This is a genomic window from Edaphocola flava, from assembly GCF_004118155.1.
Classification (GTDB): domain Bacteria; phylum Bacteroidota; class Bacteroidia; order Chitinophagales; family Chitinophagaceae; genus Edaphocola; species Edaphocola flava.
In genome coordinates this window covers 1,371,686-1,396,505 of sequence record NZ_SAIQ01000001.1, presented here as the reverse complement: position 1 = coordinate 1,396,505, position 24,820 = coordinate 1,371,686, and the positions used below count along the sequence as shown (strand labels likewise).

Here is a 24,820-nt window from a genome sequence, read left to right as displayed (position 1 = left end):
GAGCACCGCCATTTTGTACCGTTGCGTGCATTGATCGTCTGAGCTTAACGTGTGATGCGTTCGGTGCTCAACGATCGCATCTCCACTCCAAAATGACTATCGCTGTGATGAAAACAATAAGCGATCTGTACAGGTACAGATCGCTTAAAAGGCCTTATAAATCCGGCGTTACAAAAATCATTGGCTCGGTCGATAGAGTTACAAACCACTGTCTGAGTACAGCGTTCTGGTTTCTGAACGGCAAACACATTGATTTTAGCCAGCAATAATACAAAATGAAATCAAAGAAATAATGTAGAGCTTTGTTTCCTAAAAGAGGATACTCAGTTTGTTTTATATACATCTCGCTACCGTTCAAAGGCAGCCTTCTTCTTCAATGCTGATTGTTGCTGCGGTGCGATCAGTACCGCAGGGTCAAAGACGAAATCAATATCATTCTCCCAACCGGGTTTCAGATCAACTGTTGTCTGGTGCGGAAATATCATCTCAGGCTGCAGCCTTTTCCAGAAATTACCGGGATCCCACATGCCATTCCTGTTTCCGTCTGCAATAATTTTGATCGTATATTTTCCCGGATCCAGTAAGGTAAGGGTTACTACACTATCCCGTACTGTTTGCTGATAGATGCTGTCCTGATCTTTGTATATCGAAAGCACAAAACTATCTGCACGGTAAGCTGCCGGGATATGTATATTCATCATGGCATAATCTTCATTACGTTTGGTGCGGAAGCTTACTTTTGCCGGAGGCAACTCTTTGCCTGAAGTATCTAACGCCCATCCCTTCACCAGTCGCAGGGTATATACCGTTTCCGGCTCCCAGCGATGGTGTATCAGTATGCGGCTGCTATCTGTGCTGATGGTCCGGCGTCCTTCTGTTTCAATACCACCAGTATTGATATAACTAAGGTATATTTTCGAAGAATCGATTTTGCCTACAATCGTATTCAGCAGGATGCCCAGAGGTTTATTCAGCTCAAAAGTCTCGCGTTCTAGGTGCGCAGAATCGGCCTGTACAATATATACCTGGGCATTCTTATCTGTAGAAATGATTTTACCTACCGTAAGCGGTTTGGCAATAACAGTAGTATCTTTTATTGCCGCGACTGGCGCTCTGGCTTTGGAACTATATAAGGTTATACTGGTTGAATCTGATTCCGGTTTTGGCTTAAGGCTTCCAGCTATAAATCCAATACGCTCTTCCGCACCATACATCTTATTATCATCTGCATCCGCAATGGCAAATATGTGGAAAGACTTATCCGGCAGTCCGCTTAATTTAAAATGACCATTCTGATCTGCCCGCGTTACATACATCGCTTTTTTGGTGAGCAGCATCGAATCATTGAATGGTTCCGGATACAATACTACTATAGCCCCGGTATCAGGGTGTCCGCCGTATACATCTGCCACATTACCCTGCAACTGCAGGGAATCGAAATAGTCGCCTGTCGTAAACGTATACCGGAAATTTCCATAAGGCGTTTTTTCCCGGTTATCCGTAATTGCATTTCCCAGAGAAATGCGATAGGTAGTATTGGGCTTTAATAAACTGTCTACAATTTTGATCTCTACCCGTTTACCTATAGCGACCACGGAAGGTTGAATTTCCAGTTGCGGAGACAGGTCCAGGTTTTTCTGCAGATCAGTCAGTTCTACGAATTTGTCAAAGTGCAATACGATTTTACTCACCTTCTGATTGCGCAAAGAATCTTTAGGAGACATGGACAGCAACTTTGGCGGAGTAGTGTCCTTTTCCCCTCCGGACGGTGGAACGATATTGGCACAGGAGTACAATCCTGCAAACAATAGGGCCATCGCCGCTGGTAAAATCCAGCCTGTATATTTATTTAGTTTCAAACAAGGTATTTTTAACGCATCAAAAGTACAAGTATTCTACTGCTTAGAAAAATGTGGCTTTTTTTGTATTGTTATTTAAAAAGGTGAATTTTGCGCCTAACCTGTTAAAGCACAGCACACATCAGATGACGCATACAACCACCGGAAATATTCACCAAAAGCATAGCATCCAGGATTGGATTGCGGTACTCTCCTGCCTGATGATGATCGCCGGAATGCTGCATGCACGCGCTTTGGTCAGTATCGGTGCCATTGCCCTTTTTCTGAATGCCTGCATGCCGGGTACCATAAAGCAACATTGGGCTACAATCCGCAAAAGCCGGCTGGCTTTATGGAGCGCCCTTTTCTTTGCCAGCTACCTTGTCTCCGGTTTGTGGAGCAGTAACACTGCTGAATGGGCTTCCCGCATCGTGATCAAGCTTCCGTTCCTCCTGTTACCATTTGGTTTTCTCAGCTTACCGGTTCATAAGCTGAACATGTTGCGCATACTTATATATGGCATTTCGGGACTATTGCTGATCAATATCAGTCAGAGCCTGTATACTTTTATGCAAAACCCGGGCTATTACATAGAATCTTATGGTTCATCTAAACTGATACCTACTTCTATATACAATGATTATATACGCTTTAGCCTGGCATTGGTATTGACAACGCTTTTAAATGTGTATTTAGTATTGGAGCACTGGACCAGGATTACAAAATGGGATAAGTTTTTAGCCTTCTTTTTCATACTGGTACTCACAGGTTTTAATCATTTGCTCGCAACCAAAACGGGCCTGCTCGGATTCTATATTATGATTGCCATACTGGGTTTTGGTAAAATTTATAATCGCAATAAGCTGGTGGCCGTATTATTCCTGCTGTCTCTGCCTGTCCTGAGTTTTCTGGCCTACTTAAAAGTGCCGACAATCCATGCCAAGATAGATTACGTACAAAAAGAGATCGAACAGGCTAACGACCCCAATGCTGCGCTGGACTACAACTACAGCGACCAGGGCCGTATTATCTCTTATCAGCTGGCGTTGAATATTATCAAAGAGCATCCCGTGCTGGGTGTAGGTGCCGGAGACCTGAAAAAAGCAATGGCAGATCAGTATGCAGCGCACTACCCGCTGATACCGGAAGAGAACCGCCTGATCCCTCATAACCAGTTACTTTTTGTGATGGTTGCGTTGGGTTGCGTATTAAGTCTTATCTTTATACTCATGATTGTACAACCAATATTCAGTAAAGGGCCTGGCGCAGTGTATGCCATAGCCACTTCCGCAGTACTGATCTTTGCTATGATGGCAGAGTCAATGCTGGAAGTACAGTTTGGTGTACTGGTATATCTTTTCTTCGTATTATTTGTCTGGCGCCTGCGCGCCGTCAATTCTCCTGCAGCCATAGCCGCTGCCCTTTAAGTTATTTTTCATTTCATTTCAGACTAATCTCCCTTAGGGAGAATTCAAAATATTGTAAATTGCAGCACTATGCAAAAAGATATCGTAGTTAGTGGAATCCGTTCCACCGGATTTTTACATTTGGGCAACTATTTTGGTGCCATTCATAATTATATCAAAATGCAGAATGATTACAATTGTTACTTCTTTGTAGCAGATTATCATTCCCTGACCACTCATCCTGACCCTAAAGACCTTAAGCAAAACGTTTTCCGTGTAGCCGCAGAGAACATTGCCAGTGGACTGGATCCGGATAAGGTGTCCCTGTACGCACAATCGGACGTACCGGAGATTACAGAATTATACTTAATGCTGAATATGCTGGCCTATAAAGGGGAACTGGAAAAAGTGCCTACTTTTAAGGATAAAGTGAGACAAAACCCGGACAATGTGAATGCCGGCCTGCTTACTTATCCGGTATTAATGGCAGCAGACATACTGATACACCGTGCGGTGAAAGTACCGGTGGGCAAGGATCAGGAGCAACACCTGGAAATGGCCCGCAACTTCGGTAACCGTTTCAACCAGCGCTATAACGTTGATCTATTCCCGGAACCACATGTATACCGCTTCGACGAGCAGACGGTAAAAATCATGAGCCTGGATGGCAATGGTAAAATGAGCAAAAGCGAGAACCAGAATGCGACCATCTACCTGAATGATGAAGCAGAAACGATCCGCAAAAAAATGATGAAGGCCAAGACAGACAGCGGTCCGACAGAACCCAACAGCGTAATGCCTGATTATATAAAGAATCTGTTTGACCTGATGGATCTGGTATCAGAAAAAGATACGGCAGCATTATTCAGAGAGCAGTTCAATAGCTGCAGTATCCGCTACGGTGATTTCAAAAAGCAACTGGCTGAGGATATGATCCGTTTTGTGGATCCGATCAGAATAGAGGCACTGGAATTGCAGAAAGACGAAGAGCGTCTGCGTAAGATCCTGAAATCCGGAGCAGAACGTGCCCGTGAAAGTGCCGTTCAGACCCTGACTGCAGCACGCAAAGCAATCGGCATTAACTATTATTAATCTCCAGAACTGTACAATAGTATAATGAGTACGTTAAAGCACATTGCCATAGCCGGAAATATCGGGGCAGGGAAAACTACCCTGACCCAGATGCTGGCTAAACACTATAAATGGGTACCGCAATTTGAATCGGTAGAGAATAATCCTTACCTGAGCGATTTCTACAATGATATGCAGCGATGGTCTTTCAACCTGCAGATCTACTTTCTGAACAGCCGGCTGAAACAACTGCTCGAAATACAGCAGAGTGCTCATGCGGTGATTCAAGACAGAACAATCTATGAGGATGCGCACATCTTTGCGCCCAACCTGCATGAGATGGGATTGATGTCTTCCCGGGATTTTGAAAACTATGCCCAGTTCTTCCGTACCATCAAGAGTATGGTGAAGCCACCGGACCTGATGATCTACCTGAAGGCTTCGATTCCGACACTGGTAGACCAGATTCAAAAAAGAGGACGTTTATATGAGGACAATATCCGGCTCGATTACCTGAAGCGCCTTAATGAACATTATAATCATTGGGTAGATAATTATAAGGATGGCAAGCTGTTGATCATTGATATTGACAACTGTAACTACGCCGATAATACCGAAGATTTTGCCCAGGTAATCAGTAAGATAGATGCGGAGATCAATGGTCTTTTTTGACCATGTTTTAACGTATGAGAAACGTAAGTTTCGTTAATTTTGCAAAAATTTTAATATTTTGAACAGTAAGCAATTGATCGCCATTGGTGTCGCACTGGCTGCCACAGCAGGTATATACTGGGGTACAAGTAATGTAAAACCCGCAAAGGGAAGCGCTGAGGCGAGCCATAACCATAGTGCCGATGACGGACATGACCATGCTGCAGAAGCCCCGGGAGCGGCCGGCCCCATGATGGGTGGAGCAATGGCTATGGTACCACCTGCTAATTTTGACTCTTTACTTGCTGCAACCAAGAAAAAATTACTGTCTCCGCAGACTGCTGCAGAAATAAATCACCTGGAAACAGACGCCCTTACAAACAAAGACAAGACGGCGCAAGCCGCTTCCTATAAGGCTTTGGGCGATCGCTGGCAGAAAATGAACCAGTTTGGTATTGCGGCACATTATTATGCTGAAGCGGGTAATTTGGAAAATTCAGAAAAAATACTGAACTTTGCCGCCCATTTGTTTCAGGAAGCTCTGTCTGAAGAGAAAGATGCTGCTGTGAGACAATGGCTGGCCGAAGGCCGGATTGCTTCTTTGAATAAAGTGATAAACATTGATCCGAAAAGTGATACCCTTGAAATGGATATTGCTGTCGCAATGATTGACCGGGGCGATGTGATGAATGGTGTATTTAAACTGCGCGATTTTGCAGAAAAACACCCTCAGAACATCCGCGCACAGGTTACACTCGGTAAAATGGCATTACAATCCAATCAAACGGATAAGGCTATTGAACGCGGTGTAAAAGTACTGGCACTGGACAAAAACAACCTGGAAGCGCACCTGTTTATGGGTGAGGCTTACAAAATGCAGGGTAATCTCGAAAAAGCTATTGAATTATTCAATGAGGCAAAAGCGATTATGAAAAACCCGGCATTTGACAAAGACATGGATGCATATATCGCTACTTTCAATAAGCAGCAAAAACCATAAAATTTATAGCGCGAAACGCTTGAAATATATAGTAAACATTTTATTAACTTAATTAAATCAATTAATTATGCCTTGTGGTAAGAAAAGAAAACGTCATAAGATTGCAACACACAAACGCAAAAAACGTTTAAGAAAGAATCGTCATAAAAGCAAAAAGAGATAAGTAGTACCCGTTACCACTTGTTTTTAAATATTTGATGCAGATACTTGTATACTTTTTGCGGGTATCTGTATTCTTATTTGTACCGTATGCTAATTCCCGGTCTGTAACCCACAGCACCCGGCATTAATTGCCACAGCTGTGTAAGTTATACAGGGCTGGTACTATGGTACTGTTTTGTATTGTAAGATTCATTAAATTGCTTTCCCGAACTTAATTATGCCGACGGCATTTCTTCTGACTCTGCCTTTGTCAGAAACCTGTTGTACGGTACTTAGTATCCATAAGTGAGGAGAATGCCGGAACCCAGTTGGTGCAAACGCCTGGGGTTCGATGTAAAAGATATCACTCATGAACAAAGAAATGATTATCGATTCATCGGATAACGGAGTAGCAATAGCGTTGTTAGAGGATAAAAAACTTGTAGAATTACATTACGAGCAAAGCAATACTGCCTTTGCCGTAGGCGATTTATATCTTGGTAAGGTCAAAAAACTGATGCCAGGCCTTAATGCCGCATTTGTAGATGTTGGCTACGAGAAAGACGCATTTCTCCATTATACCGATCTGAGCCCTTATGTGCGCTCACTAATCAAATTTACCCATCAGGCCCGATTCGACACGAATCCAAACGGCTTTGATTTCGGTAATTTCAAAAACGAAGATGAGATTCTGAAAACCGGTAAGATTACGGATGTATTCAACCCGAAACCTGAAATACTGGTACAGATTCTAAAAGAACCTATTTCCTCCAAAGGACCCCGCTTAAGCTGCGAACTTTCACTTCCGGGGCGTTTCGTTGTATTGACTCCTTTCAACAACTTCGTATCTATCTCCCGCAAAATACATTCTGCTGAAGAAAGAAAACGTTTGCAGAAAATCGTAGAGAGCATCAAGCCTAAAAACTTTGGTGTTATCGTACGTACTGCTGCTGAAGGAAAGAATACAGCTGAACTCCATTCCGATCTTTCTGACCTGGCCAGTACCTGGCAGAATATTCAGAATAACCTGAAAGGTGCTGTTCCGACACAGCGTATCCTGAGCGAGAAAGCCAAAACGACTTCTATCCTGCGCGATCTGCTGAATGACAGTTTCTCGAAAGTAGTGGTTAATGATAAAGGAATATTGAACGATACCCGTGACTATATTGCGAAGATCGCTCCTGAAAAGGAAGAGATTGTGCAGTTTTATCACCAGGACCAACCGATCTTTGACTCCTTTGGCATTACCCGCCAGGTAAAGGCCTCTTTTGGTAAAACCGTTAACCTGAACAGTGGTGCCTACCTGATCATTGAGCATACAGAAGCGATGCATGTGATTGATGTAAACAGCGGTACCCGTGCAGCAGACAGCAACCAGGAAGAAAGTGCATTAAAGACAAACCTGGAAGCTGCAGAAGAAATTGCCCGCCAGTTAAGATTGAGAGACTTGGGCGGTATTATTATCATCGACTTTATTGACCTGAAGTTACCAGAGAACCGCAAGATACTGCATGATGCAATGTCTAAGTTTATGACTAAAGACAGAGCCCGAAATACAGTACTGCCCATCTCTAAATTCGGACTGATGCAGCTGACCCGTCAGCGCCTGCGCCCGGAAATCAATATCAATACAACGGAAGTTTGTCCTACCTGCAAAGGCAGCGGTAAGATCGAACCTTCTATACTGATTACTGATGAGGTGGCTAAAGATGTGCAATACCTGATCAACCAGGGACATAAAAACCTGGCCATTATGTGTCACCCGATGTTGCAGTCATATATTAAGTATGGCGGCTTCTGGAAATCACTTCAATGGAAATGGTATCGCAAACACAAGATCTGGCTGAAGATCAAACCTAATAATGACTTCCCGATTACACAATACAAATTCATCGATACCCAAACCGATGATTTCATAAAACTGTAAATGGAATAAGCTTATAAAAAATAGACCTGCCATATGGCAGGTCTATTTTTTATAAGCTTATTGTTGTTCTATAATATTATATAGTGCATCCAGCTTAGGCTCCAGAATGATCTCCGTTCTACGGTTCAAAGCCCTGCCTTCAGGACTCTCATTGCCGGCAACCGGGAAGTATTGGCTACGGCCACTGGCGATGATCCGCTCCGGATCAATTTTATAATCATTGGTCAGTACCCTTACGATAGCTGTTGCACGGGCCACGCTAAGTGCCCAGTTATCTTCAAATTTCAAACGGATAGGAATGGAATCGGTATGTCCTTCTACAGCGATAGTAATATCCGGATTGGCATTTAATACTTCAGCAAGTTTTGACAAAGCATTCTTGGCTCCGGTATTTACTACAGCACTACCCGATGGGAACAAAAGACTTTCCTGGAGGCTTACATACACCTTACCGTTTTTCTGAGATACAGTCAGTTCACTGGCCTTGAATCCCTTCAATGCCTCAGACATTTTGTTTTTCAGTTCTTCTGTCTTGGCCTTCTGCTTATCAATCAATTCCTGCAGGGTGCGCAGCCTTTCCTGTTGAGCAGCAATCTCTGCCTGTTTGGCATCCAGCTCAGACTGTTTCGCACTAATGGTCGACTCCTTATCCTGGATTTCCTGGGCAGCGCTATTATTGGCCGACTCCATTAATTCAAGCCGGTCTCTGAGGTTGTCAATATTGGTGTTCAAATCTTTGTTACGATTACGCAGAGAAGCAATAGTTGCATTAGCATCTTTGTACTTCTTACTGGACACACAACTATATTGTGTATTGAGCGTAAGTAAAGCGGCAGCGGCAATTAGTGGTTTTGCAATATTTTTCATTATAAGCAATATGGTATTTAGATGTTTTAATATTTACGGCTGGTCACATAAGCAACCAGATCTTCCATAGCGTCTCTCGCTTCTGACGGCGGGAAACTATGTAATATGTCCAGTGCCTCTTTTTGATAGGCCTCCATTTTAGTCTTGGCATATTCAATTCCACCATGCTGCTTCACCAATCCAATGACTTCCTCAACCTTATCTTTTTGCGTATTCTGGTTCTTAACTATATATATTATCTTACGTCTTGTAGTTTCCTCTGCAGTCTGCAAAGTGTAAATCAAGGGAAGGGTCATTTTCTTCTCCCGGATATCTATTCCCGTAGGCTTACCAATATTATCATGACCATAGTCAAACAGATCGTCCTTTATCTGGAAACTAATTCCCAGTTTCTCGCCAAACTGGCGCATTTTCTCGGCTTCTGCTTCGTTCTCTGTAACAGACCATGCACCCGCACTACAGGCAGCAGCCAGCAATGAGGCTGTTTTGCTGCGTATGATCTCAAAATAAATATCTTCTTTAATATCCAGTTTACGTGTCTTTTCTATCTGCAGCAGTTCCCCTTCACTCATTTCCTTCACTGCCTTAGATACAATTTTAAGAATGGGGTAATCACCATGCTCAACAGAAAGCAATAAGCCCTTAGATAACAGGTAGTCCCCTACCAATACAGCCACCTTATTTTTCCATAAAGCATTGATTGAAAAAAAGCCCCTGCGCATATTAGCCTCATCCACTACATCATCATGTACCAGGGTAGCCGTATGTAACAATTCAATAAGTGATGCTGCCCGAAAAGTGCGCTCATCAGTACCACCAGCCACTTTCGCTGCCAGAAAAACAAACATTGGTCTCATTTGTTTCCCTTTACGCTTAATGATAAAACTCATGATACGGTCGAGCAAGCCTTTTCCACTTTTCATACTCTGAGCGAAGTGCTCTTCAAATATTTTCAGCTCTTCCTCAATTACTTTTTTGGCTAATTTCATTCGAATATTATATCTTCATTAAAATGTCCGGCTAAGGTACTTATTATTTCAGGAAAGCGATGTATAAGTTCTGATCACATTTAAATTTATGTATTTATAACAAGTCTGATAACAAATAACAAGTCCAAAATGCAGTTATACCCTGATTGTTATCAAATTGAAAAAATAGACGAATATGCCATAAATTCAGGTATTTATTTTTTTTTTCTCGAAATAGAATATACCTTTGTCGCAATACTTAGAAATAAAAACTAAAAACGTTAATAAACAAATCTCGTTATGGTAAACAAAAAGTACATCTTGTTAGCAGGTTTGTGTTCGGCAATGGCTTTACAACCGGCCTTTGCGCAAGAAACACAACAATCATCATCTTGGGGCGGTAGAGACATGACTTACCGTGGTCAAGTATATGATGTATTAGACACCGCGTATGTTCCTAAAAGCAGAATGGAACAACAACGCCAATATTTAAACTATCAATACGGCTTCCCTGCAAAACCACGTAACATGTGGGAATTAGGCGTAAGCGTTGGTACACAAAACTTATTCTCTGACGTTACGGACAAAATGCCTTGGACTGCAACTAATCCGTTTAACGCTATGGGCTTCGGCGCATCTCTGCGTAAAGCTTTCGGATACACTTTCTCTGGTCGTTTACAGTATAACTTCCAAAACGCTCAAGGTATTGACTACCGTGGTCGTGAGGCTGTTAATGCAGGTACTTCTTGGGGTGCGTACAACACTAACCCAGGTGCTCTGGTTTATAACAACTACAAATACCGTGCACATGAGTTAACTTTACAAGTTGTTGCTGCTACTAACAACATCCGTTTCCACAAAGCTAAGAATGCATTCAGCTTCTACGGTTTTGCGGGTGCTGGTGCTTTACTGTGGAACACACAAGTTGGTAACATGCAAGCTAACGGTACTCCATTTGATTTCGCTGGCTGGCCAGTTGACGCAAATGGCGTATTAACTACAGATGCTCAGAAAGAATACAAAAAAGCACTGAAAGATGCGACTTATGTTGACGCTAACCGCGCTAACTTAACGAACAAAGGTCAGGCTAAATTTGACATCGGCGACAAAACATGGGGTTTAGTTCCTGCGTTAGTTGGTGGTATGGGTATCCAATTCAAATTAGGTGATCGCGTATCTTTACAATTCGAAGATAAAATCACTTGGACTGGTCTGGACATCTTAGATGCAACTGAAAGCCCAATCTTGCAGAACAATGATAAAGATCTGATTAACTATGCTTCTGTTGGTTTAGGTTTCAACCTGGGTAACAAGAAAAGAAACGTACAACCATTATGGTGGGTTAATCCAATGGATCATATCTACAACGAAATGGCTGCTCCTCGTCACATGATGCTGCCTGATCCAGTTCTGGCTGATGATGATAAAGACGGTGTTGCTAACCAATTCGACAAATGTCCTGATACTCAAGCTGGCGTAAAAGTTGACGCTACTGGTTGTCCTCTGGATACTGATGGTGATGGCGTTCCTGATTACATGGATAAAGAATTAATCACTCCTACTTACTGTCAACCAGTTGATGCTGATGGTGTTGGTAAATGCCCTTGTCCAGATGGTTGTGGTACAGATACTAAATCTTGTGGTTCTATCGGTGCAGGTTCTGTAATGTTCTCTAGCAACTCTGCTCGTCTGTCTCCAGCTGCTCAAAGCCAACTGGCTAACTTAGCTGCTCAGATGAACGCTAACCCTTCTTGTAAAGTGGTAGTAATGGGTAACGCTGGTGCTTCTAAAGTACAACAACAACGTGCTTGGGACCGCGTAAACAATGTAATCGAGTACATGACTGAAACTCAAAACATCAGCCGTGACCGTTTCATCTTCCAATACTCTGGTGCTACTGGCGATATCAACTCTGTTATGTATCGTTCAGCTAACGAAGGCGAAGAAGGTCCATCTTCTGTAGCTCCTCCACACCCACACCTGGGTACAAGCAAATAATTCTTAAGTTAACCATACTTTAGATCATAAAAAGAAAGCCCGCAGCAATGCGGGCTTTCTTTTTATGCTTACTTTTGTACACTAATCTTCATATATGTATATTTTAAAGAAAAGCCTGGGTCAGCACTTCCTGCATGATGAAAACATGTGCCTTAAAATTGTAGACCAGGTTACCCTCAGTGAAGGTTTAAATCTTGTAGAAGTAGGACCCGGCGGCGGCGCACTGTCCAAGTACTTGCTAGAGATTCCAAATATCCATTACAAGGCTATTGAGATTGACGATGATAAGGTGAATTATCTGAAGGCAACTTACCCGGCCATAACCGACAAACTGATCCATATCGATTTTCTGAAATCTACTGTACCTTTTGAGGGTAAGTTCTCCTTGGTCGGTAACTTCCCTTATAATATCTCTTCCCAGATCCTGTTTAAGGTACTGGACTGGCATGACCAGGTCGATGAGGTAATTGGTATGTTCCAGAAGGAGGTTGCACTGCGCGTAGCCGCTGCATCCGGGAAGAAAGATTATGGCATACTCAGTGTATTGATACAAGCATACTTTGATGTTACTTACCTGTTTGATGTGCATGAGAATTGCTTCACCCCTCCTCCTAAAGTTAAATCAGGAGTGATCAGGTTGAAGAATGCCGGCAACAAATACCAGATTGACCAGTTTCCTAAGTTTCAGAAAATGGTTAAAACTGCATTCGGACAAAGACGAAAAACACTGCGTAATGCGTTAAGACCTTTGATTGCTCCTGAACAATTGGGCGATGAAATATTCAATAAACGTGCAGAACAGCTTTCTGTAGCAGAATTTGTTGCGATGTACAATCAATACTTTAAAAAATGAGTGTGAAACGCGTATTGCTTATCACTAAAATAGAACCGGTACTGTCTGATTTCCTCCTGGAGAAGGGGTATACACTGGAAGAAGGCTTTTCGCTCGATTATGAGCAACTCTCGCAGTGTATTCAGGACTATACGGGTATCATTACCTCCACCAAAATAAAGTTTGATCAGCCTTTGCTGGAAAAGGCTGAAAACCTGCACTGGATAGGCCGTATGGGCAGCGGTATGGAACATATAGATGTAGCCTATGCCAAAAGCCGTAATATCATCTGCATCAGCAGCCCGGAAGGGAATGCCAATGCCGTAGCAGAACAGGCCCTGGGTATGTACCTGGCATTGCAGCACCGCATTGTAAAGTCACATACAGAACTGCGCCAGGACATCTGGCTAAGGGACGCTAACCGTGGCTTTGAGATAGAAGGCACAACGGCCGGTATTATCGGTATGGGCAATAATGGTTACCGCTTTGCACAAAAGCTGACCGCAATGGGGGTAAAGGTACTGGGCTTCGATATTGAAACTAAAGATTATCCACCCAATCCCGGAATTATATGGTGTACCGACCTTGAGCAAATATACCAGGAGGCTACTATGATCAGCTTTCACGTTCCGTATACAAAGGCTACCCATCATTACTTCAACCAGGAGTTTTGTAATCGTATGCAACATCCGTTCACCCTGCTTAATTTATCAAGAGGCGAAGTAGCGGAGCAATATGCTGTCTATGATGGATTACTCCGTGGTAAAATTGTTGGTGCTGCCCTTGATGTATGGGAAAAAGAGCCTATCAGCAAAATGGATGATAAGATGTTTGCTATAGCTATGGAAATGCTGCATATGCCCAACTTTATAGGCACCGCACATATAGGCGGTTATACCTATGATGCCAACACTAAAATGTGTCTTACATTAAAGAAAAAATTAGGATTTATAATTTGATCAATTGATTGTAAAGCCTTAACTTCGCTATAGTTAATGCACGCAATGTATCTCGCAACTATCGGGTACATTGTGTGTTTTATTTTTATGTAATAACCTAAAAATTGATTATTATGTCAACGGTAAACTATGTTACGAAAGAAAGCCTGGAGCTAATGAGAGGAGAGCTTGCCGAATTAAAAACCGCGGGTAGATCAGAAATAGCACAAGCTATTGCTGAAGCACGCGAAAAAGGCGACTTGAAAGAAAATGCTGAATATGATGCGGCCAAAGAGGCTCAGGGCCTTCATGAGGCCAAAATCGCCAAGCTGGAAAGTATTATTGCCAATAGCAGAGTAATTGATACAAAAGATCTGGACCTGAGTAAAGTATCCGTACTGAGCAAGGTTAAGATTACAAATATGAAAACCAAAAAACTGGTAGAGTATCATTTAGTATCAGAAAAAGAAGCCGACCTTAAAGCCGGCAAGATCTCTGTAACCTCCCCTATCGGAAGAGGCTTACTGGGTAAAGCCGTAGGCGAAATCGCTGATATCGATGTGCCTGCCGGAAAACTGCAATTCAGAATCGAAGAAATCGGAATCTAATATATACTGTTAATGGGCCTGATATACCGGGATAGTTTTGATGTAACCATTGTGCTGATACTTATCGGCATTGTGGCAGTGTACTTATTGGTTAATATCCTGTACATTCTTACATTAAGAAATACATTCAAAGCCATTTCAGAACAGAACATGACCATGGCACCTAATAACACCTGGCTGCTGCTCATTCCTGTTTTCAACCTGGTATGGTCATTCATTGTAGTAAACAATCTGTCTGAATCCATTCTTAAGGAATCAAAGGTGAGGTTATTCCCGCTTTCAGAGGCCAACCCGTCCAATGGAACCGGTATTGCAATGAGCGTACTCAGGTGTACAACCGTTGTGCCCTTGCTTGGTTTCTTATCCGGTATTGCAGCCATTGTCTGCTGGATCATTTACTGGGTTCAGATCAATAATTATAAAAAGGCTATACAGACTGCACCCTATAATGGGACAGGTAATGATAGCGTAATTTTTAAATTCTAATCGCATATGTCCATATTCACTAAGATTATTGCAGGTGAGATCCCAAGCTTTAAAATAGCGGAAGACAATGATTTTTATGCATTCCTGGATATATTCCCTTTAAAAGAGGGACATGTATTGGTGGTTCCTAAAAAGGAAACTGATAAAATATGGGATGTAGATGCAGATATTCTGTCTAAATGGCTGAACTTTGCAAAACCAATTGCGTTGGCTATTGAAAAAGCATTTCCCTGCAATCGTTGCGGCATGAGTGTGATCGGTATTGAAGTACCGCATGCACATATGCACCTGCTGCCGATCAATAATGCAGACGACATCAATTTCACCAACGAAAAGCTGAAATTAAGTAATGAGGAGCTGAAGATGGTACAGGAAAAAATCCTGGCACACCTTTAATCCCAAGTAAAGTATTCATAAAACTGACTAATTAAATTATGGCAAAAAAAAATGGCCAGTCCTGCTCTTTTTGTGGAAGGAGTGAACAGGAAGTAGGACTGCTCATCACAGGTGTTCAGGGAAATATCTGTGACGATTGTATACAGCAGGCCAGCAATATGATTAATGACAAGCCGGAAGCAAAAAAGAGTGTATCCGCACAGTACGACATTAATCAGCATAAAATTCTGAAGCCCAAAGAAATTACCAATTTCCTGGACCAGTATATTATCGGCCAGGACGATGCTAAGAAAGTAATGGCAGTAGCCATGTATAATCACTACAAGCGATTAAAGCATGTAACTACTGATGATGTGGAGATTGAAAAATCAAATATCATCATGGTGGGCGAAACCGGTACTGGTAAGACCCTGCTGGCCAAAACAGTGGCCCGTATTTTACAGGTTCCGTTTGCCATCGCCGATGCTACTGTGTTTACACAAGCAGGTTATGTGGGAGAGGACGTAGAAAGTATCCTGACCCGTCTGTTACAGGCTTGCGACTACGATGTAACGGCAGCTGAGAAAGGTATTGTGTACATTGATGAGATCGATAAGATCGGTCGTAAAAGTGATAATCCATCCATTACCAGAGATGTAAGTGGTGAGGGCGTGCAGCAATCACTGTTGAAATTACTGGAAGGTTCGGAAGTACTGGTGCCACCACAAGGCGGCCGCAAGCACCCCGATCAGAAAATGGTGAAGATCAACACACAAAATATCCTGTTTATCTGTGGCGGAGCGTTTGAAGGTATCGACAAAATGATTTCACGTCGTATCGAAACCAGCGCTATAGGTTTTAAAAGCACAGAAGAAAAGAATAAACTGGACAGAAGCAATCTGCTGCAATATGTAAATGCACAGGATCTGAGGGCATTCGGACTGATCCCGGAATTACTGGGTCGTTTACCTGTAGTTACCTATCTGAATCCATTAGACAAACCTGCTTTAAAGCGCATCCTTACAGAACCTAAGAATGCACTCATCAGACAATACAAGCGTTTGTTTGAATATGAGAACATAGATCTGAAAGTAGATGACGATGCATTGGAGTATATGGTAGATAAGGCACACACATACAAACTGGGTGGCCGTGGTTTAAGAACGATCTGTGAAATGATCCTGACCGATGCTATGTATGAATTACCATCTGCAGAGCATAATGGATTATTCACCATTACGCTGGAATATGCAAAGGAAAAACTGGACCGCGGTAAGCTGGATGTCTTACGCACTGCGGGCTAATCAATATTTAAAATCATGGCAAAATGCATATCATAACGGTATGCATTTTGTTGCTTAAAAGAAGAATATATGCAATTACAGATAGCGGAATGCCTGTATATAGATCAGACGAGTACCAAAGGGAGAGGTGTATATACCTCTGAAGACTTACCCGAAAATGTAATTATAGAAATATCTCCTGTACTGGCTATGAGTGGTGCAGACCGCAAACTGCTGGATCAGACACCGCTGCATGATTATATATTTGAGTGGGGTGAAAATAATGAACTGTGTTGTGCTGCATGGGGCTACATCTCTATGTACAATCATAGCTATAGTTCCAATTGTGAGTATTACATGGATTTCGAACAGCAGATCATCATGATAAGAACAGTGCGCAGCATCAATGCTAATGAGGAATTGCTGATTAACTATAATGGCGATTGGGATGATGCCAGGCCACTATGGTTTGATGCTCATTAAATATGACACTGCACACTGTATTATTGTATTATTACTTTATATACCTAGCGTTTGCCGGCAAACCTGCCATATATCCAGAGTACTATCAATGCGCCACCTACTGCTAAGGCAAAACTTTTAACGCCAAAGCCAGTAACACCGGTAGACCCCCATAATAAATTTCCGATAAAGCCTCCGACCAGGGCACCTACAATACCCAGGATGATGGTGATAAGACACCCCTGGGGCTCGTTCTTACCAGGCATGATCCATTTGGCAATTACGCCCGCTATACCTCCGAAAATGATCCAAAAAATAATGTTACTCATAGTGTTTTGTTTTTAAAGTGTGATTAAATTCATCTTAAAGATATAATTTTTTGGCATTAATCTTTTTTAAGAAATCATAAAATAACTTTTTTGAGCCGGGCAATTAACTTATTTTGCAGTATCAATTAACATCCGATGAAAGCGATCATCCCTCTGGCTGGAGCAGGCACCAAATTACGCCCGCACACATATACACAGCCCAAAGCTTTAATCCCTATAGCCGGGAAAACGATCTTAAGTGTTATTGTTGAACAGCTACTGGAAAACGGAATCCATGAATTTATTTTTGTGATCGGGTACCTCGGCGATAAAATCCAGGATTATATCAACAAGAAATACCCTGAGCTGAAATGCCATTTCGTAACACAAAATGACCGTAAAGGTACGGGCCATGCCATTTGGCTTACCAAAGACATCGTCAATGATGATGAAATCTTTATTGTGTACGGAGATACAATCTGTGATTATGATATCAAGGCCATTATCAATAGCCCGCATTCCGAAATCGGTGTCAGGAGGGTAGATGATCCTCGTTCGTTCGGGGTAGCAGAAATCGGGGATGACAGAACAGTCTTCAGACTGGTGGAGAAACCGCTGATCCCTAAATCAAATATGGCATTGGTAGGTGTCTTCAAGATCAAAGAATCACAATCGCTATACAAAACACTTGACTATTGTATAGAGCATAACATCGGTACTATAGATGGCGAATACCATCTTACAGAAGCCTTGCAGCTCATGATCGATGATGGTGCAGTGTTCAAATCTTTTAAGGTTAATAACTGGTTTGACTGTGGTAAGAAGGAAACTTTGCTGGAGACCAATGCGATCTTGCTGAAAGGTCAGAAGGGCAGCCTGACGTACAATTACCAGTTTCCCAATACCGTAATTCTACCTCCTGTTAGTATTGCAGAAGGCTGTAAGATCGAGAACTCGATCATTGGTCCCAATGCAACTATCGGTGAGCATTCCACCATCAATTCTTCTATTGTCAGCAACTCTATTATAGGGTCCTTTGCTGTACTGGAAGAAGTGGTACTCAAATCTTCTATTATTGGTAGTGATGCCTTTGTAAGGGGCATGAGCCAGAGCCTGAATATCGGTGACAATACAGATATCGATTTCGGCAAATAATCATATCATTTTTTACGCAGCAGATTTATGTTAACAGACAACAGAATTACCCAATTGTTCCAGATTGAATACCCTATTATACAAGCCGGTATGATCTGGGCATCGGGCTGGCGCCTGGCCTCGGCAGTAAGTAATGCCGGCGGACTGGGCCTTATCGGTGCAGGAAGTATGTACCCCGAAATATTGAAGGAACATCTGGACAAGTGTAAAGCGGCTACAGACAAGCCTTTTGGCGTTAACCTGCCTTTATTATACCCGGATATTGATCAGCATATCAAACATATTATTGAAGCAAAAGTGCCTATCGTATTTACCTCAGCCGGTAATCCAAAAACATGGACCCCAATGCTGAAAGATGCGGGCATTACGGTAGTACATGTGGTATCCAGTGCCAAGTTTGCACTTAAGAGCCAGGATGCAGGTGTAGATGCTGTTGTAGCCGAGGGTTTCGAAGCCGGCGGACATAACGGTAGGGAAGAGACCACCACCCTGTGCCTGATCCCTAATGTGCGCAAAGCCATTGATATTCCACTGATCGCAGCAGGGGGTATCGGTAGTGGTCGCAGCATGATGGCTGCAATGGTACTGGGCGCAGAAGGCGTTCAGATCGGCAGCAGATTTGTATGCAGTGAAGAGGCCAGTAGTCATGCAAGTTTCAAACAGGCGGTAATCACTGCACAGGAAGGAGACACACAATTATCACTCAAAAAACACACCCCTGTAAGATTGCTCAAAAACAAGTTCTACCAGGAAGTTTCCCGTGCAGAAGGCGAAGGGGCAACACTGGAGCAACTGGAACAGATCCTGGGGCGCGCAAGGGCAAAGAAAGGAATGTTTGAAGGAGATATGGAAGAAGGAGAGCTGGAGATAGGACAGGTGAGTAGCATGATACAGGATATTATGCCAGCCGGCAAGATTGTGAGCCAGATCTGGCAGGAGTTCCGCGATGCTGCGGCACAGCCATTTTTTAAACCATAAATGTTTTGAAATTACTTTTGTAATAATTATCTTTACCTCTTACATATACATAAACGCTATAAATCATTATGAAACAAATTTTCAAATTATCAGCGCTGCTACTGGCTTTATGCTTTTCATTTGTTTCTTGTCAGAAAGATTATGATGCAACACCTGACGTTCAAGAGCCTGTTACAAACAATCCTTTCAAAGGCACATTCAAATGTAAGATTGACGGCGACATGTTTATAGCAGAACAACAATCTGCAACACTGACAGATGTAAACGGCGTAAAAACCCTGACAGTAACCGGTATTCAATATGGTTTTGAACGTGATGACAAAAACTTCAGAAGCGTAGGATTCACCATCAGCAACTACGACGGTAATAAAAAATATCCGGTAGGTGGTAATGTACAAGTTGTATACACCATCATGGTTGACGGTTATGCAACGAATTATACCAGCAATACGACCAATGCAAACTATCATGTAACGACTACCGGTAGTTATGTAGGAACCTTCAATACAGCAGTAGCTGAGGTGGGTAATACATCTAACAAAATAGTACTGACAGAAGGTACATTTGATATTCAATAAACAATATTTAACGTTTTATAGACAAACCGATATTCTATTTACAGAATATCGGTTTTATTTTCGTACCTATCCTTAATTATTGAGTTATGAAATATAGTGTAAAACAGTTCCTGATCTTCCTGCTATCTTCTTTATTAGGCTGTTTCTTTATCTTTTCTGCATTTACCAAAACCCAGCCGATCCAGCATTTTGAATACACGATCCACTCGCAGCTGTATGTACCACAGCTGGTATCGGTGTATGCGGCCCGCTTTTTTATAGGGCTGGAAGCAGCTCTGGGTCTACTGCTGCTGTTAAATATTTATGGTAGTCGCAAATGGGTAATCAGGGCCTCGTTCTGGCTGCTGATCCTGTTTACCATTCACCTGACTATACTGTATTTCAATGCGGGTAATGATGTAAACTGTGGCTGTATGGGCAGCATGGTTCCTATGACTCCCCTGGCCTCTATACTGAAAAATATAGTACTGCTGATCTTGTTCGGTCTGCTGTGGAAGTATACTTCCAAACCGGAGCGTAGTACCTGGCAGCAGATTACCAGCCTGCTCGTAGTGCCGGTAATCATTGCAGTGCCATTCGTAATCTTCCCTGCACAACTGAAGCATATTCCGGTATCCAAATTATACGGACCACAGGCGAAACATATTCCGCAAGCCGATTTACGACATGGTAAACATTTTGTTGGCTTCCTGAGTATGACCTGTTCTCATTGCCGTGATGCCGCCCGCAGCCTTAGTGCTATGAAAAAAGCAGATAGCACACTGCCTATTCAACTGGTGTTTATGGACCCTGAGGTGGATAGTACCCGCAATACTATGCTCAACGATTTCCTGGAAGATACTAAAGCGACAAATATCCCTTACAGCTTCCTGGAGCAGAAACCATTCCGCGATATAGCGGGCCTATTTGTACCTGCTATGTACTGGGTTAATGATTCTGCGATTGTAAAGAAACTCAATGTACCGGATCTGAATCAGAAGGAATTCCAGTTATGGATTAAATCGAATTAAAACAATAAAGGCTGCACTCAGTGCAGCCTTTATTGTTTAGAAGGTGAATGTCCCGATCAGTGCTCCGTCCTGTGTATGTCCGGCTTCACTCATCTGTACCGTAATCACCTTCCGTTGTTCTTTTCCTGATGCGTAATAGAGATAGACTTCTGCCATTACAGTAGTTGCACCGCTCAATACAAAACGGGATTCTCCAAAGTAATTGGTCTCTATAGTATATTTCCCTTTTATGGCTTTTTTCAGTAAGAACTGCTCTGGTCCGTAACCATTGGTAAAGTCGTTGCTGATGCGGCCTCCGGCAGAGGTTGTAGGGGTATTATACATACAACGCTCGCCATTAGGTTGCGTAACCCAAAGGTCAATGTCCGTATTCAGGTGATTCCAGTTAATCACTACCCGTATATCTACCGGCAGTTCCTGGATCAGTTCTTTGCGGATATGCTTAGTATTTAGTTGTCCTTTATGCAGGCTGATCAGGCGGTTAATTTCCATAACCAGGATCTCTTCCACTCCTGCATCACGATCGGCTGCTTCCGGGCTGTAGCTACCCTGCAATATGCCATACAAGGCATCCAGAGCTTCCTGGTAGCGTCCATTGTCTTCCATTGCCAGGGCATAGTCACGGTGGCTCTGTAAGTCCATAGGACGCCATTCCAGTACTTTGCCGGCACACCATAATTCTTTTTCATACTGCTTCCATTCTTTCAGCTTATACACCAGTATTTTCATCAGGGGTGCATCTTCAATATTCAGCTCGGCGATATTACTCAGGATCTGTATAGCCGTATCAACCGATTTTCTTTTATAGAAATACTGGGCCACATTATAATAGAAGGTTGCTTTATCCTGGTATTGTTTTCTTTCACGCAGGTAAGTTGCATAAGGTTGTTTACTGCTTTTCAGCGCCTGCATATACGGTTCGTCAGATACCGGCACTACGGTTTCCGATCCATACCCATCATCCGCAATAGTGGCTTCTGCAGCAGCATCACTGGCGGCAATATCAATACCATCTGTCGCAGTACTGTCCGTTGCAGTCCAGTTATACGTTGTGGCAGCACTGGTCGTAAAATTACTTTCCTGGGTAACCGGATCGGTAAATTGCAAAGTATTGCTTTCTTCAGCTTCTTTCTTCATTACCGCCTCTGCAGCCGGTCTTGCACTTGCTGCCGGTGCCAGCTGGTACTCCACATCATGAGCCGATGAAACGGACTTATCTACCATACGGTCTTCTACCACTTCTACCGCTGCAGCCCTTGCCATTTCTGGATTTGCAGCCGGTTGAGGATACCTTTTCTGTGCGGTAAATATGGTCTGCCACCAGGTTTTCAACTGGCTGGTCATCTCTACAGAGCGGTTCAGCAGATCATTCATGCGTTCCTCCTCTGCTACGGCTGATTCTTTTTTCAGACGCAGATACTCTTCCATCAATTCCTGCGGCGGGGTAATGTTATAGCGTACATAGTCTGCCACTTCTTCCAGAACCATCAGGCTGGTATTGCGGGTTACAATTCCGAACTGCTGTGCCAGTTCCGTTATAGTAGCTGCATTTTGTTTATAATCTCCATTTAGGGCATCTATCTTTTGCTGTGCCCACAACTTATGTATGTTCAGAGCTGTATTATTACTGCGTTGCAGCACTACTTTTCTGCGCTCGGTCACCTTGCCATCCCAGCCATACAAGAGTGTTACCTCATGCATATTTGCAGGGAGCAAACCTGTAATAACCATATGTCCGGATACCTCTGTATTGCGTACCGGGTATACCTCAGACACATTGGCCTGCTCTATGCCCATAAAGCGGTAATATATAGTGTTGATCTGTGCCACGGCATCGGCTACTGTAGCCGTGTTCAGGTTTATGAGTTTACCACCGCTGCTCAACTGCTGCATGGCTACAAAGTCGGCTTTCTGCGCTGCAATAAAAGTAAAGAAGCTGGTAGGAATACGGCCTGCCTGCGGACCATAAGTACTCATACCATCGGTAAACAATAGCACGTCTCTGTTATTCTTATCCAGGATATAAGCCTTATTCAGTACGCTGAAATCAGTGGCCCCGTCGTATACCAGGGCTTGCAATTTCTTTCTCAATGCAGACCAGTTACCATTTTGAATGGCATAGGTGCCGGAATTAACCAGGCGGTGATTCAGCAGCTTAAGGTCCACAATGGCATTGGGCTGCTGTTTAAAAAACAAATCAAGGACCTGTAGTTCTTTTTCATGATTCCGTTCCAGGCCACTTAAAGATACATCCCAGATCAGGTCAATCTTTGAAGACCATTGCTTTTGTTTAAACTGCGCTTTCCTGTAATCGTTGATGACAAAGTAGGCCGAATTATCTGTATTGGGTGCATATAAGGCCTCAACTGTATTGATCTCTTTGGGCAGATTAATGGTCAGGGCACGACGTGGCTGAAATGATGTTTTATGCAGTTGTGCTATATAAGAGGGCCCGGTCTGGGTAAAGGAGAAACTACCATCGGGCTGCTCTGCCAATACTGGTTTCGCCGTGCTGGCAGTCACAGTCGCTTTGAGGTCAAAACTGGCGACGGGTTGTGCATAGTCCAGAGGCAGGTGATATCGTAACTGGTAGCGGCTGTCCAGCTTCAATACCTCTTCATAAGTAATAATGATAGTGCGACTGGCATGTGGCAGGAATGGATAAATGCGGGTACGGAAATTATTTCCCTCTACCTGTTCCAGCAAGCCGGGGTCTACCCTGCGGTTCTCAATACTTTCAAACACTTCTGTAGCCTTGGCCTTTGAAACCGGTACTGCCTGGCGCATTTTACCATTTATATCCAGGGCAAAGCCACTGACGGTAACGCCTTGCGGCATAGGAAATGTAAGGGTTCCTTCCAGCGTACGATCGCTCTTGTTCAGGAAGGTAAGGGTCATTTGCGTGGTGGCAATATTGCCTACAATATTGATGTCTACAGACACTTTATCGAGCTGTACATCATGCGACCCATCGGAGAGGGCAAGGGTGGGATGCTGGGCGCGCGCAATGAATGTGGTGCAAAGCAGCAGGCAGCATAAGAGGAGTTGGCGTATCATACAATAGGATTTATACTCCTAAGATGTACATAAAAAAAGATTTCCATAAAGAATGGAAACCTTTTTTCTGAAAATATTTTTATACGTTTTAAAGAATGTTCAATTCATGACCACTGAAGATCAGGATCAGGATAGCCAGTCCGAGGATGATGCGGTACCAGCCAAAGGCTTTAAAACCGTGACGGGTAAGCAGGCTGATAAAGCCTTTGATGGCAATAATCGCCACCACAAATCCGACTACATTACCTACAACAAGCAGCTTGATCTCTTCCGGAGTGAAGGTATTGCCTTCTTTAAAGAATTTCAGCATTTTGATCAGCGAGGCGCCGAACATCATAGGCAGGGCCAGGAAGAAAGAAAACTCTGCGGCTGCTTTACGGGTCAGCTTCTGCGTCATGGCACCTACAATAGTGCTGGCAGAACGTGAGGTACCTGGAATCAGGGCCAGACACTGGTATACACCTATGATGAATGCTTGCTTATAAGAGATATTATCTGAATCTTCAATGACCGGTTTATTGAACCATTTATCTACAAACAGCAATATAATACCGCCCAGTACCAGCATTACCGCCACCATGGTAGGGCTTTCCAGCCATTGGTCTATCTGATCATTCAGCAATACACCCAGTATAGAGGCTGGTATCGCCGCTACAATCAGCTTGATGTAAAAAGATACCGAACGGAAGAAACGCTTGTAATATAAGGCCAGTACGGAAAGGATCGTACCCAACTGTATAACGATCAGGAACAGTTTGGTAAATGCCGTAGGCTGTAATCCCATTATGGAGCTGGCAATGATCATATGTCCTGTTGAAGATACCGGTAAAAACTCGGTCAGTCCTTCGATGATCGCCAGGATAATGGCCTGCAGATAATTCAT

23 protein-coding genes are annotated in these 24,820 nt (G+C 43.1%); 17 read left to right on the top strand and 6 right to left on the bottom strand.

The window, feature by feature from the left end:
- Nucleotides 1–347 precede the first annotated feature (347 nt).
- Nucleotides 348–1,859 (bottom strand): Ig-like domain-containing protein, encoded by a 1,512-nt coding sequence (locus EMP01_RS06080; protein ID WP_129020575.1) that lies wholly within the window; start codon nucleotides 1,857–1,859, stop codon nucleotides 348–350.
- A gap of 125 nt (nucleotides 1,860–1,984) precedes the next feature.
- On the opposite strand from EMP01_RS06080, the gene EMP01_RS06075 reads away from it, so the two are divergent.
- The 5 genes from EMP01_RS06075 to EMP01_RS06055 all read left to right on the top strand — a co-directional run bounded on the left by EMP01_RS06075 (nucleotide 1,985) and on the right by EMP01_RS06055 (nucleotide 8,034).
- The gene (locus tag EMP01_RS06075) at nucleotides 1,985–3,265 is read left to right on the top strand and encodes an O-antigen ligase family protein (RefSeq protein ID WP_129020574.1); all 1,281 of its coding nucleotides are present in this window, start codon (nucleotides 1,985–1,987) and stop codon (nucleotides 3,263–3,265) included.
- A 69-nt stretch (nucleotides 3,266–3,334) separates the two neighbouring features.
- Nucleotides 3,335–4,336 carry a tryptophan--tRNA ligase gene (gene trpS, locus EMP01_RS06070; protein ID WP_129020573.1) on the top strand — a complete coding sequence of 334 codons (1,002 nt, stop codon included), beginning with the start codon at nucleotides 3,335–3,337 and terminating at the stop codon, nucleotides 4,334–4,336.
- Nucleotides 4,337–4,360: 24 nt separating this feature from the next.
- Complete coding sequence (locus EMP01_RS06065) at nucleotides 4,361–4,987, top strand: deoxynucleoside kinase (RefSeq protein WP_129020572.1); 627 nt, start codon at nucleotides 4,361–4,363, stop codon at nucleotides 4,985–4,987.
- 58 nt (nucleotides 4,988–5,045) lie between these two features.
- Nucleotides 5,046–5,966, top strand: a complete 921-nt coding sequence (locus EMP01_RS06060) for a tetratricopeptide repeat protein (protein ID WP_129020571.1) — start codon at nucleotides 5,046–5,048, stop codon at nucleotides 5,964–5,966.
- A gap of 511 nt (nucleotides 5,967–6,477) precedes the next feature.
- A complete protein-coding gene (locus EMP01_RS06055) occupies nucleotides 6,478–8,034 on the top strand; it encodes an Rne/Rng family ribonuclease (protein ID WP_129020570.1) in 1,557 nt (518 codons plus the stop codon).
- Nucleotides 8,035–8,091: 57 nt separating this feature from the next.
- Here the strand turns inward: EMP01_RS06055 and EMP01_RS06050 are convergent, their stop codons facing one another.
- Nucleotides 8,092–8,901 carry an OmpA/MotB family protein gene (locus tag EMP01_RS06050; protein WP_129020569.1) on the bottom strand — a complete coding sequence of 270 codons (810 nt, stop codon included), beginning with the start codon at nucleotides 8,899–8,901 and terminating at the stop codon, nucleotides 8,092–8,094.
- A 26-nt stretch (nucleotides 8,902–8,927) separates the two neighbouring features.
- Nucleotides 8,928–9,890: a polyprenyl synthetase family protein gene (locus EMP01_RS06045; protein ID WP_129020568.1), complete on the bottom strand. Its 963-nt coding sequence runs from the start codon at nucleotides 9,888–9,890 to the stop codon at nucleotides 8,928–8,930.
- A gap of 279 nt (nucleotides 9,891–10,169) precedes the next feature.
- Between EMP01_RS06045 and EMP01_RS15780 the strand changes: the two genes are divergently transcribed.
- The 8 genes from EMP01_RS15780 (at nucleotide 10,170) to EMP01_RS06005 (ending at nucleotide 16,872) form a co-directional block, all read left to right on the top strand.
- Complete coding sequence (locus tag EMP01_RS15780) at nucleotides 10,170–11,867, top strand: OmpA family protein (RefSeq protein ID WP_129020567.1); 1,698 nt, start codon at nucleotides 10,170–10,172, stop codon at nucleotides 11,865–11,867.
- Nucleotides 11,868–11,961: 94 nt separating this feature from the next.
- The gene (gene rsmA, locus EMP01_RS06035) at nucleotides 11,962–12,720 is read left to right on the top strand and encodes a 16S rRNA (adenine(1518)-N(6)/adenine(1519)-N(6))-dimethyltransferase RsmA (protein WP_129020566.1); all 759 of its coding nucleotides are present in this window, start codon (nucleotides 11,962–11,964) and stop codon (nucleotides 12,718–12,720) included.
- Nucleotides 12,717–13,658 carry an NAD(P)-dependent oxidoreductase gene (locus EMP01_RS06030; RefSeq protein ID WP_129020565.1) on the top strand — a complete coding sequence of 314 codons (942 nt, stop codon included), beginning with the start codon at nucleotides 12,717–12,719 and terminating at the stop codon, nucleotides 13,656–13,658. Before rsmA ends, EMP01_RS06030 begins: the two co-directional genes overlap by 4 nt.
- 113 nt (nucleotides 13,659–13,771) lie before the next feature.
- Complete coding sequence (gene greA / locus EMP01_RS06025) at nucleotides 13,772–14,245, top strand: transcription elongation factor GreA (protein WP_129020564.1); 474 nt, start codon at nucleotides 13,772–13,774, stop codon at nucleotides 14,243–14,245.
- 12 nt (nucleotides 14,246–14,257) lie between these two features.
- Nucleotides 14,258–14,731, top strand: a complete 474-nt coding sequence (locus tag EMP01_RS06020) for a hypothetical protein (protein ID WP_129020563.1) — start codon at nucleotides 14,258–14,260, stop codon at nucleotides 14,729–14,731.
- A gap of 6 nt (nucleotides 14,732–14,737) precedes the next feature.
- Nucleotides 14,738–15,127, top strand: coding sequence for an HIT family protein (locus tag EMP01_RS06015; RefSeq protein WP_129020562.1), 390 nt, complete (start codon nucleotides 14,738–14,740; stop codon nucleotides 15,125–15,127).
- 38 nt (nucleotides 15,128–15,165) lie between these two features.
- Nucleotides 15,166–16,410, top strand: coding sequence for an ATP-dependent Clp protease ATP-binding subunit ClpX (gene clpX, locus EMP01_RS06010; RefSeq protein ID WP_129020561.1), 1,245 nt, complete (start codon nucleotides 15,166–15,168; stop codon nucleotides 16,408–16,410).
- A 69-nt stretch (nucleotides 16,411–16,479) separates the two neighbouring features.
- Nucleotides 16,480–16,872: an SET domain-containing protein-lysine N-methyltransferase gene (locus tag EMP01_RS06005; protein ID WP_129020560.1), complete on the top strand. Its 393-nt coding sequence runs from the start codon at nucleotides 16,480–16,482 to the stop codon at nucleotides 16,870–16,872.
- A 44-nt stretch (nucleotides 16,873–16,916) separates the two neighbouring features.
- Here EMP01_RS06005 and EMP01_RS06000 read toward each other — a convergent pair whose 3' ends face one another.
- A complete protein-coding gene (locus EMP01_RS06000; protein WP_129020559.1) occupies nucleotides 16,917–17,180 on the bottom strand; it encodes a GlsB/YeaQ/YmgE family stress response membrane protein in 264 nt (87 codons plus the stop codon).
- Between the two features lie 135 nt (nucleotides 17,181–17,315).
- Between EMP01_RS06000 and EMP01_RS05995 the strand changes: the two genes are divergently transcribed.
- From EMP01_RS05995 to EMP01_RS05980, 4 genes are all read left to right on the top strand, one after another.
- The gene (locus EMP01_RS05995; protein WP_129020558.1) at nucleotides 17,316–18,314 is read left to right on the top strand and encodes a sugar phosphate nucleotidyltransferase; all 999 of its coding nucleotides are present in this window, start codon (nucleotides 17,316–17,318) and stop codon (nucleotides 18,312–18,314) included.
- 27 nt (nucleotides 18,315–18,341) lie between these two features.
- Complete coding sequence (locus EMP01_RS05990; protein WP_129020557.1) at nucleotides 18,342–19,292, top strand: NAD(P)H-dependent flavin oxidoreductase; 951 nt, start codon at nucleotides 18,342–18,344, stop codon at nucleotides 19,290–19,292.
- Nucleotides 19,293–19,360: 68 nt separating this feature from the next.
- The gene (locus EMP01_RS05985) at nucleotides 19,361–19,870 is read left to right on the top strand and encodes a hypothetical protein (protein WP_129020556.1); all 510 of its coding nucleotides are present in this window, start codon (nucleotides 19,361–19,363) and stop codon (nucleotides 19,868–19,870) included.
- Nucleotides 19,871–19,956: 86 nt separating this feature from the next.
- Nucleotides 19,957–20,880, top strand: coding sequence for a MauE/DoxX family redox-associated membrane protein (locus EMP01_RS05980; RefSeq protein ID WP_129020555.1), 924 nt, complete (start codon nucleotides 19,957–19,959; stop codon nucleotides 20,878–20,880).
- A 36-nt stretch (nucleotides 20,881–20,916) separates the two neighbouring features.
- On the opposite strand, the gene EMP01_RS05975 is transcribed toward EMP01_RS05980, so the two are convergent.
- Entirely contained in the window at nucleotides 20,917–23,937 is a 3,021-nt protein-coding gene (locus EMP01_RS05975) for a VIT domain-containing protein (RefSeq protein WP_129020554.1), read from the bottom strand.
- Between the two features lie 88 nt (nucleotides 23,938–24,025).
- Nucleotides 24,026–24,820 carry an undecaprenyl-diphosphate phosphatase gene (locus EMP01_RS05970; RefSeq protein ID WP_129020553.1) on the bottom strand — a complete coding sequence of 265 codons (795 nt, stop codon included), beginning with the start codon at nucleotides 24,818–24,820 and terminating at the stop codon, nucleotides 24,026–24,028.

Bases quoted from the DNA above. Each gene is read 5' to 3' on its own strand.
- EMP01_RS06075 (WP_129020574.1), top strand. From the start codon at position 1,985: ATGACGCATACAACCACCGGAAATATTCACCAAAAGCATAGCATCCAG.
- trpS (WP_129020573.1), top strand. From the start codon at position 3,335: ATGCAAAAAGATATCGTAGTTAGTGGAATCCGTTCCACCGGATTTTTA.
- EMP01_RS06065 (WP_129020572.1), top strand. From the start codon at position 4,361: ATGAGTACGTTAAAGCACATTGCCATAGCCGGAAATATCGGGGCAGGG.
- EMP01_RS06055 (WP_129020570.1), top strand. From the start codon at position 6,478: ATGAACAAAGAAATGATTATCGATTCATCGGATAACGGAGTAGCAATA.
- EMP01_RS06050 (WP_129020569.1), bottom strand. From the start codon at position 8,901: ATGAAAAATATTGCAAAACCACTAATTGCCGCTGCCGCTTTACTTACG.
- EMP01_RS06045 (WP_129020568.1), bottom strand. From the start codon at position 9,890: ATGAAATTAGCCAAAAAAGTAATTGAGGAAGAGCTGAAAATATTTGAA.
- EMP01_RS15780 (WP_129020567.1), top strand. From the start codon at position 10,170: ATGGTAAACAAAAAGTACATCTTGTTAGCAGGTTTGTGTTCGGCAATG.
- rsmA (WP_129020566.1), top strand. From the start codon at position 11,962: ATGTATATTTTAAAGAAAAGCCTGGGTCAGCACTTCCTGCATGATGAA.
- EMP01_RS06030 (WP_129020565.1), top strand. From the start codon at position 12,717: ATGAGTGTGAAACGCGTATTGCTTATCACTAAAATAGAACCGGTACTG.
- greA (WP_129020564.1), top strand. From the start codon at position 13,772: ATGTCAACGGTAAACTATGTTACGAAAGAAAGCCTGGAGCTAATGAGA.
- EMP01_RS06020 (WP_129020563.1), top strand. From the start codon at position 14,258: ATGGGCCTGATATACCGGGATAGTTTTGATGTAACCATTGTGCTGATA.
- EMP01_RS06015 (WP_129020562.1), top strand. From the start codon at position 14,738: ATGTCCATATTCACTAAGATTATTGCAGGTGAGATCCCAAGCTTTAAA.
- clpX (WP_129020561.1), top strand. From the start codon at position 15,166: ATGGCAAAAAAAAATGGCCAGTCCTGCTCTTTTTGTGGAAGGAGTGAA.
- EMP01_RS06005 (WP_129020560.1), top strand. From the start codon at position 16,480: ATGCAATTACAGATAGCGGAATGCCTGTATATAGATCAGACGAGTACC.
- EMP01_RS06000 (WP_129020559.1), bottom strand. From the start codon at position 17,180: ATGAGTAACATTATTTTTTGGATCATTTTCGGAGGTATAGCGGGCGTA.
- EMP01_RS05995 (WP_129020558.1), top strand. From the start codon at position 17,316: ATGAAAGCGATCATCCCTCTGGCTGGAGCAGGCACCAAATTACGCCCG.
- EMP01_RS05990 (WP_129020557.1), top strand. From the start codon at position 18,342: ATGTTAACAGACAACAGAATTACCCAATTGTTCCAGATTGAATACCCT.
- EMP01_RS05985 (WP_129020556.1), top strand. From the start codon at position 19,361: ATGAAACAAATTTTCAAATTATCAGCGCTGCTACTGGCTTTATGCTTT.
- EMP01_RS05980 (WP_129020555.1), top strand. From the start codon at position 19,957: ATGAAATATAGTGTAAAACAGTTCCTGATCTTCCTGCTATCTTCTTTA.
- EMP01_RS05975 (WP_129020554.1), bottom strand. From the start codon at position 23,937: ATGATACGCCAACTCCTCTTATGCTGCCTGCTGCTTTGCACCACATTC.
- EMP01_RS05970 (WP_129020553.1), bottom strand. From the start codon at position 24,820: ATGAATTATCTGCAGGCCATTATCCTGGCGATCATCGAAGGACTGACC.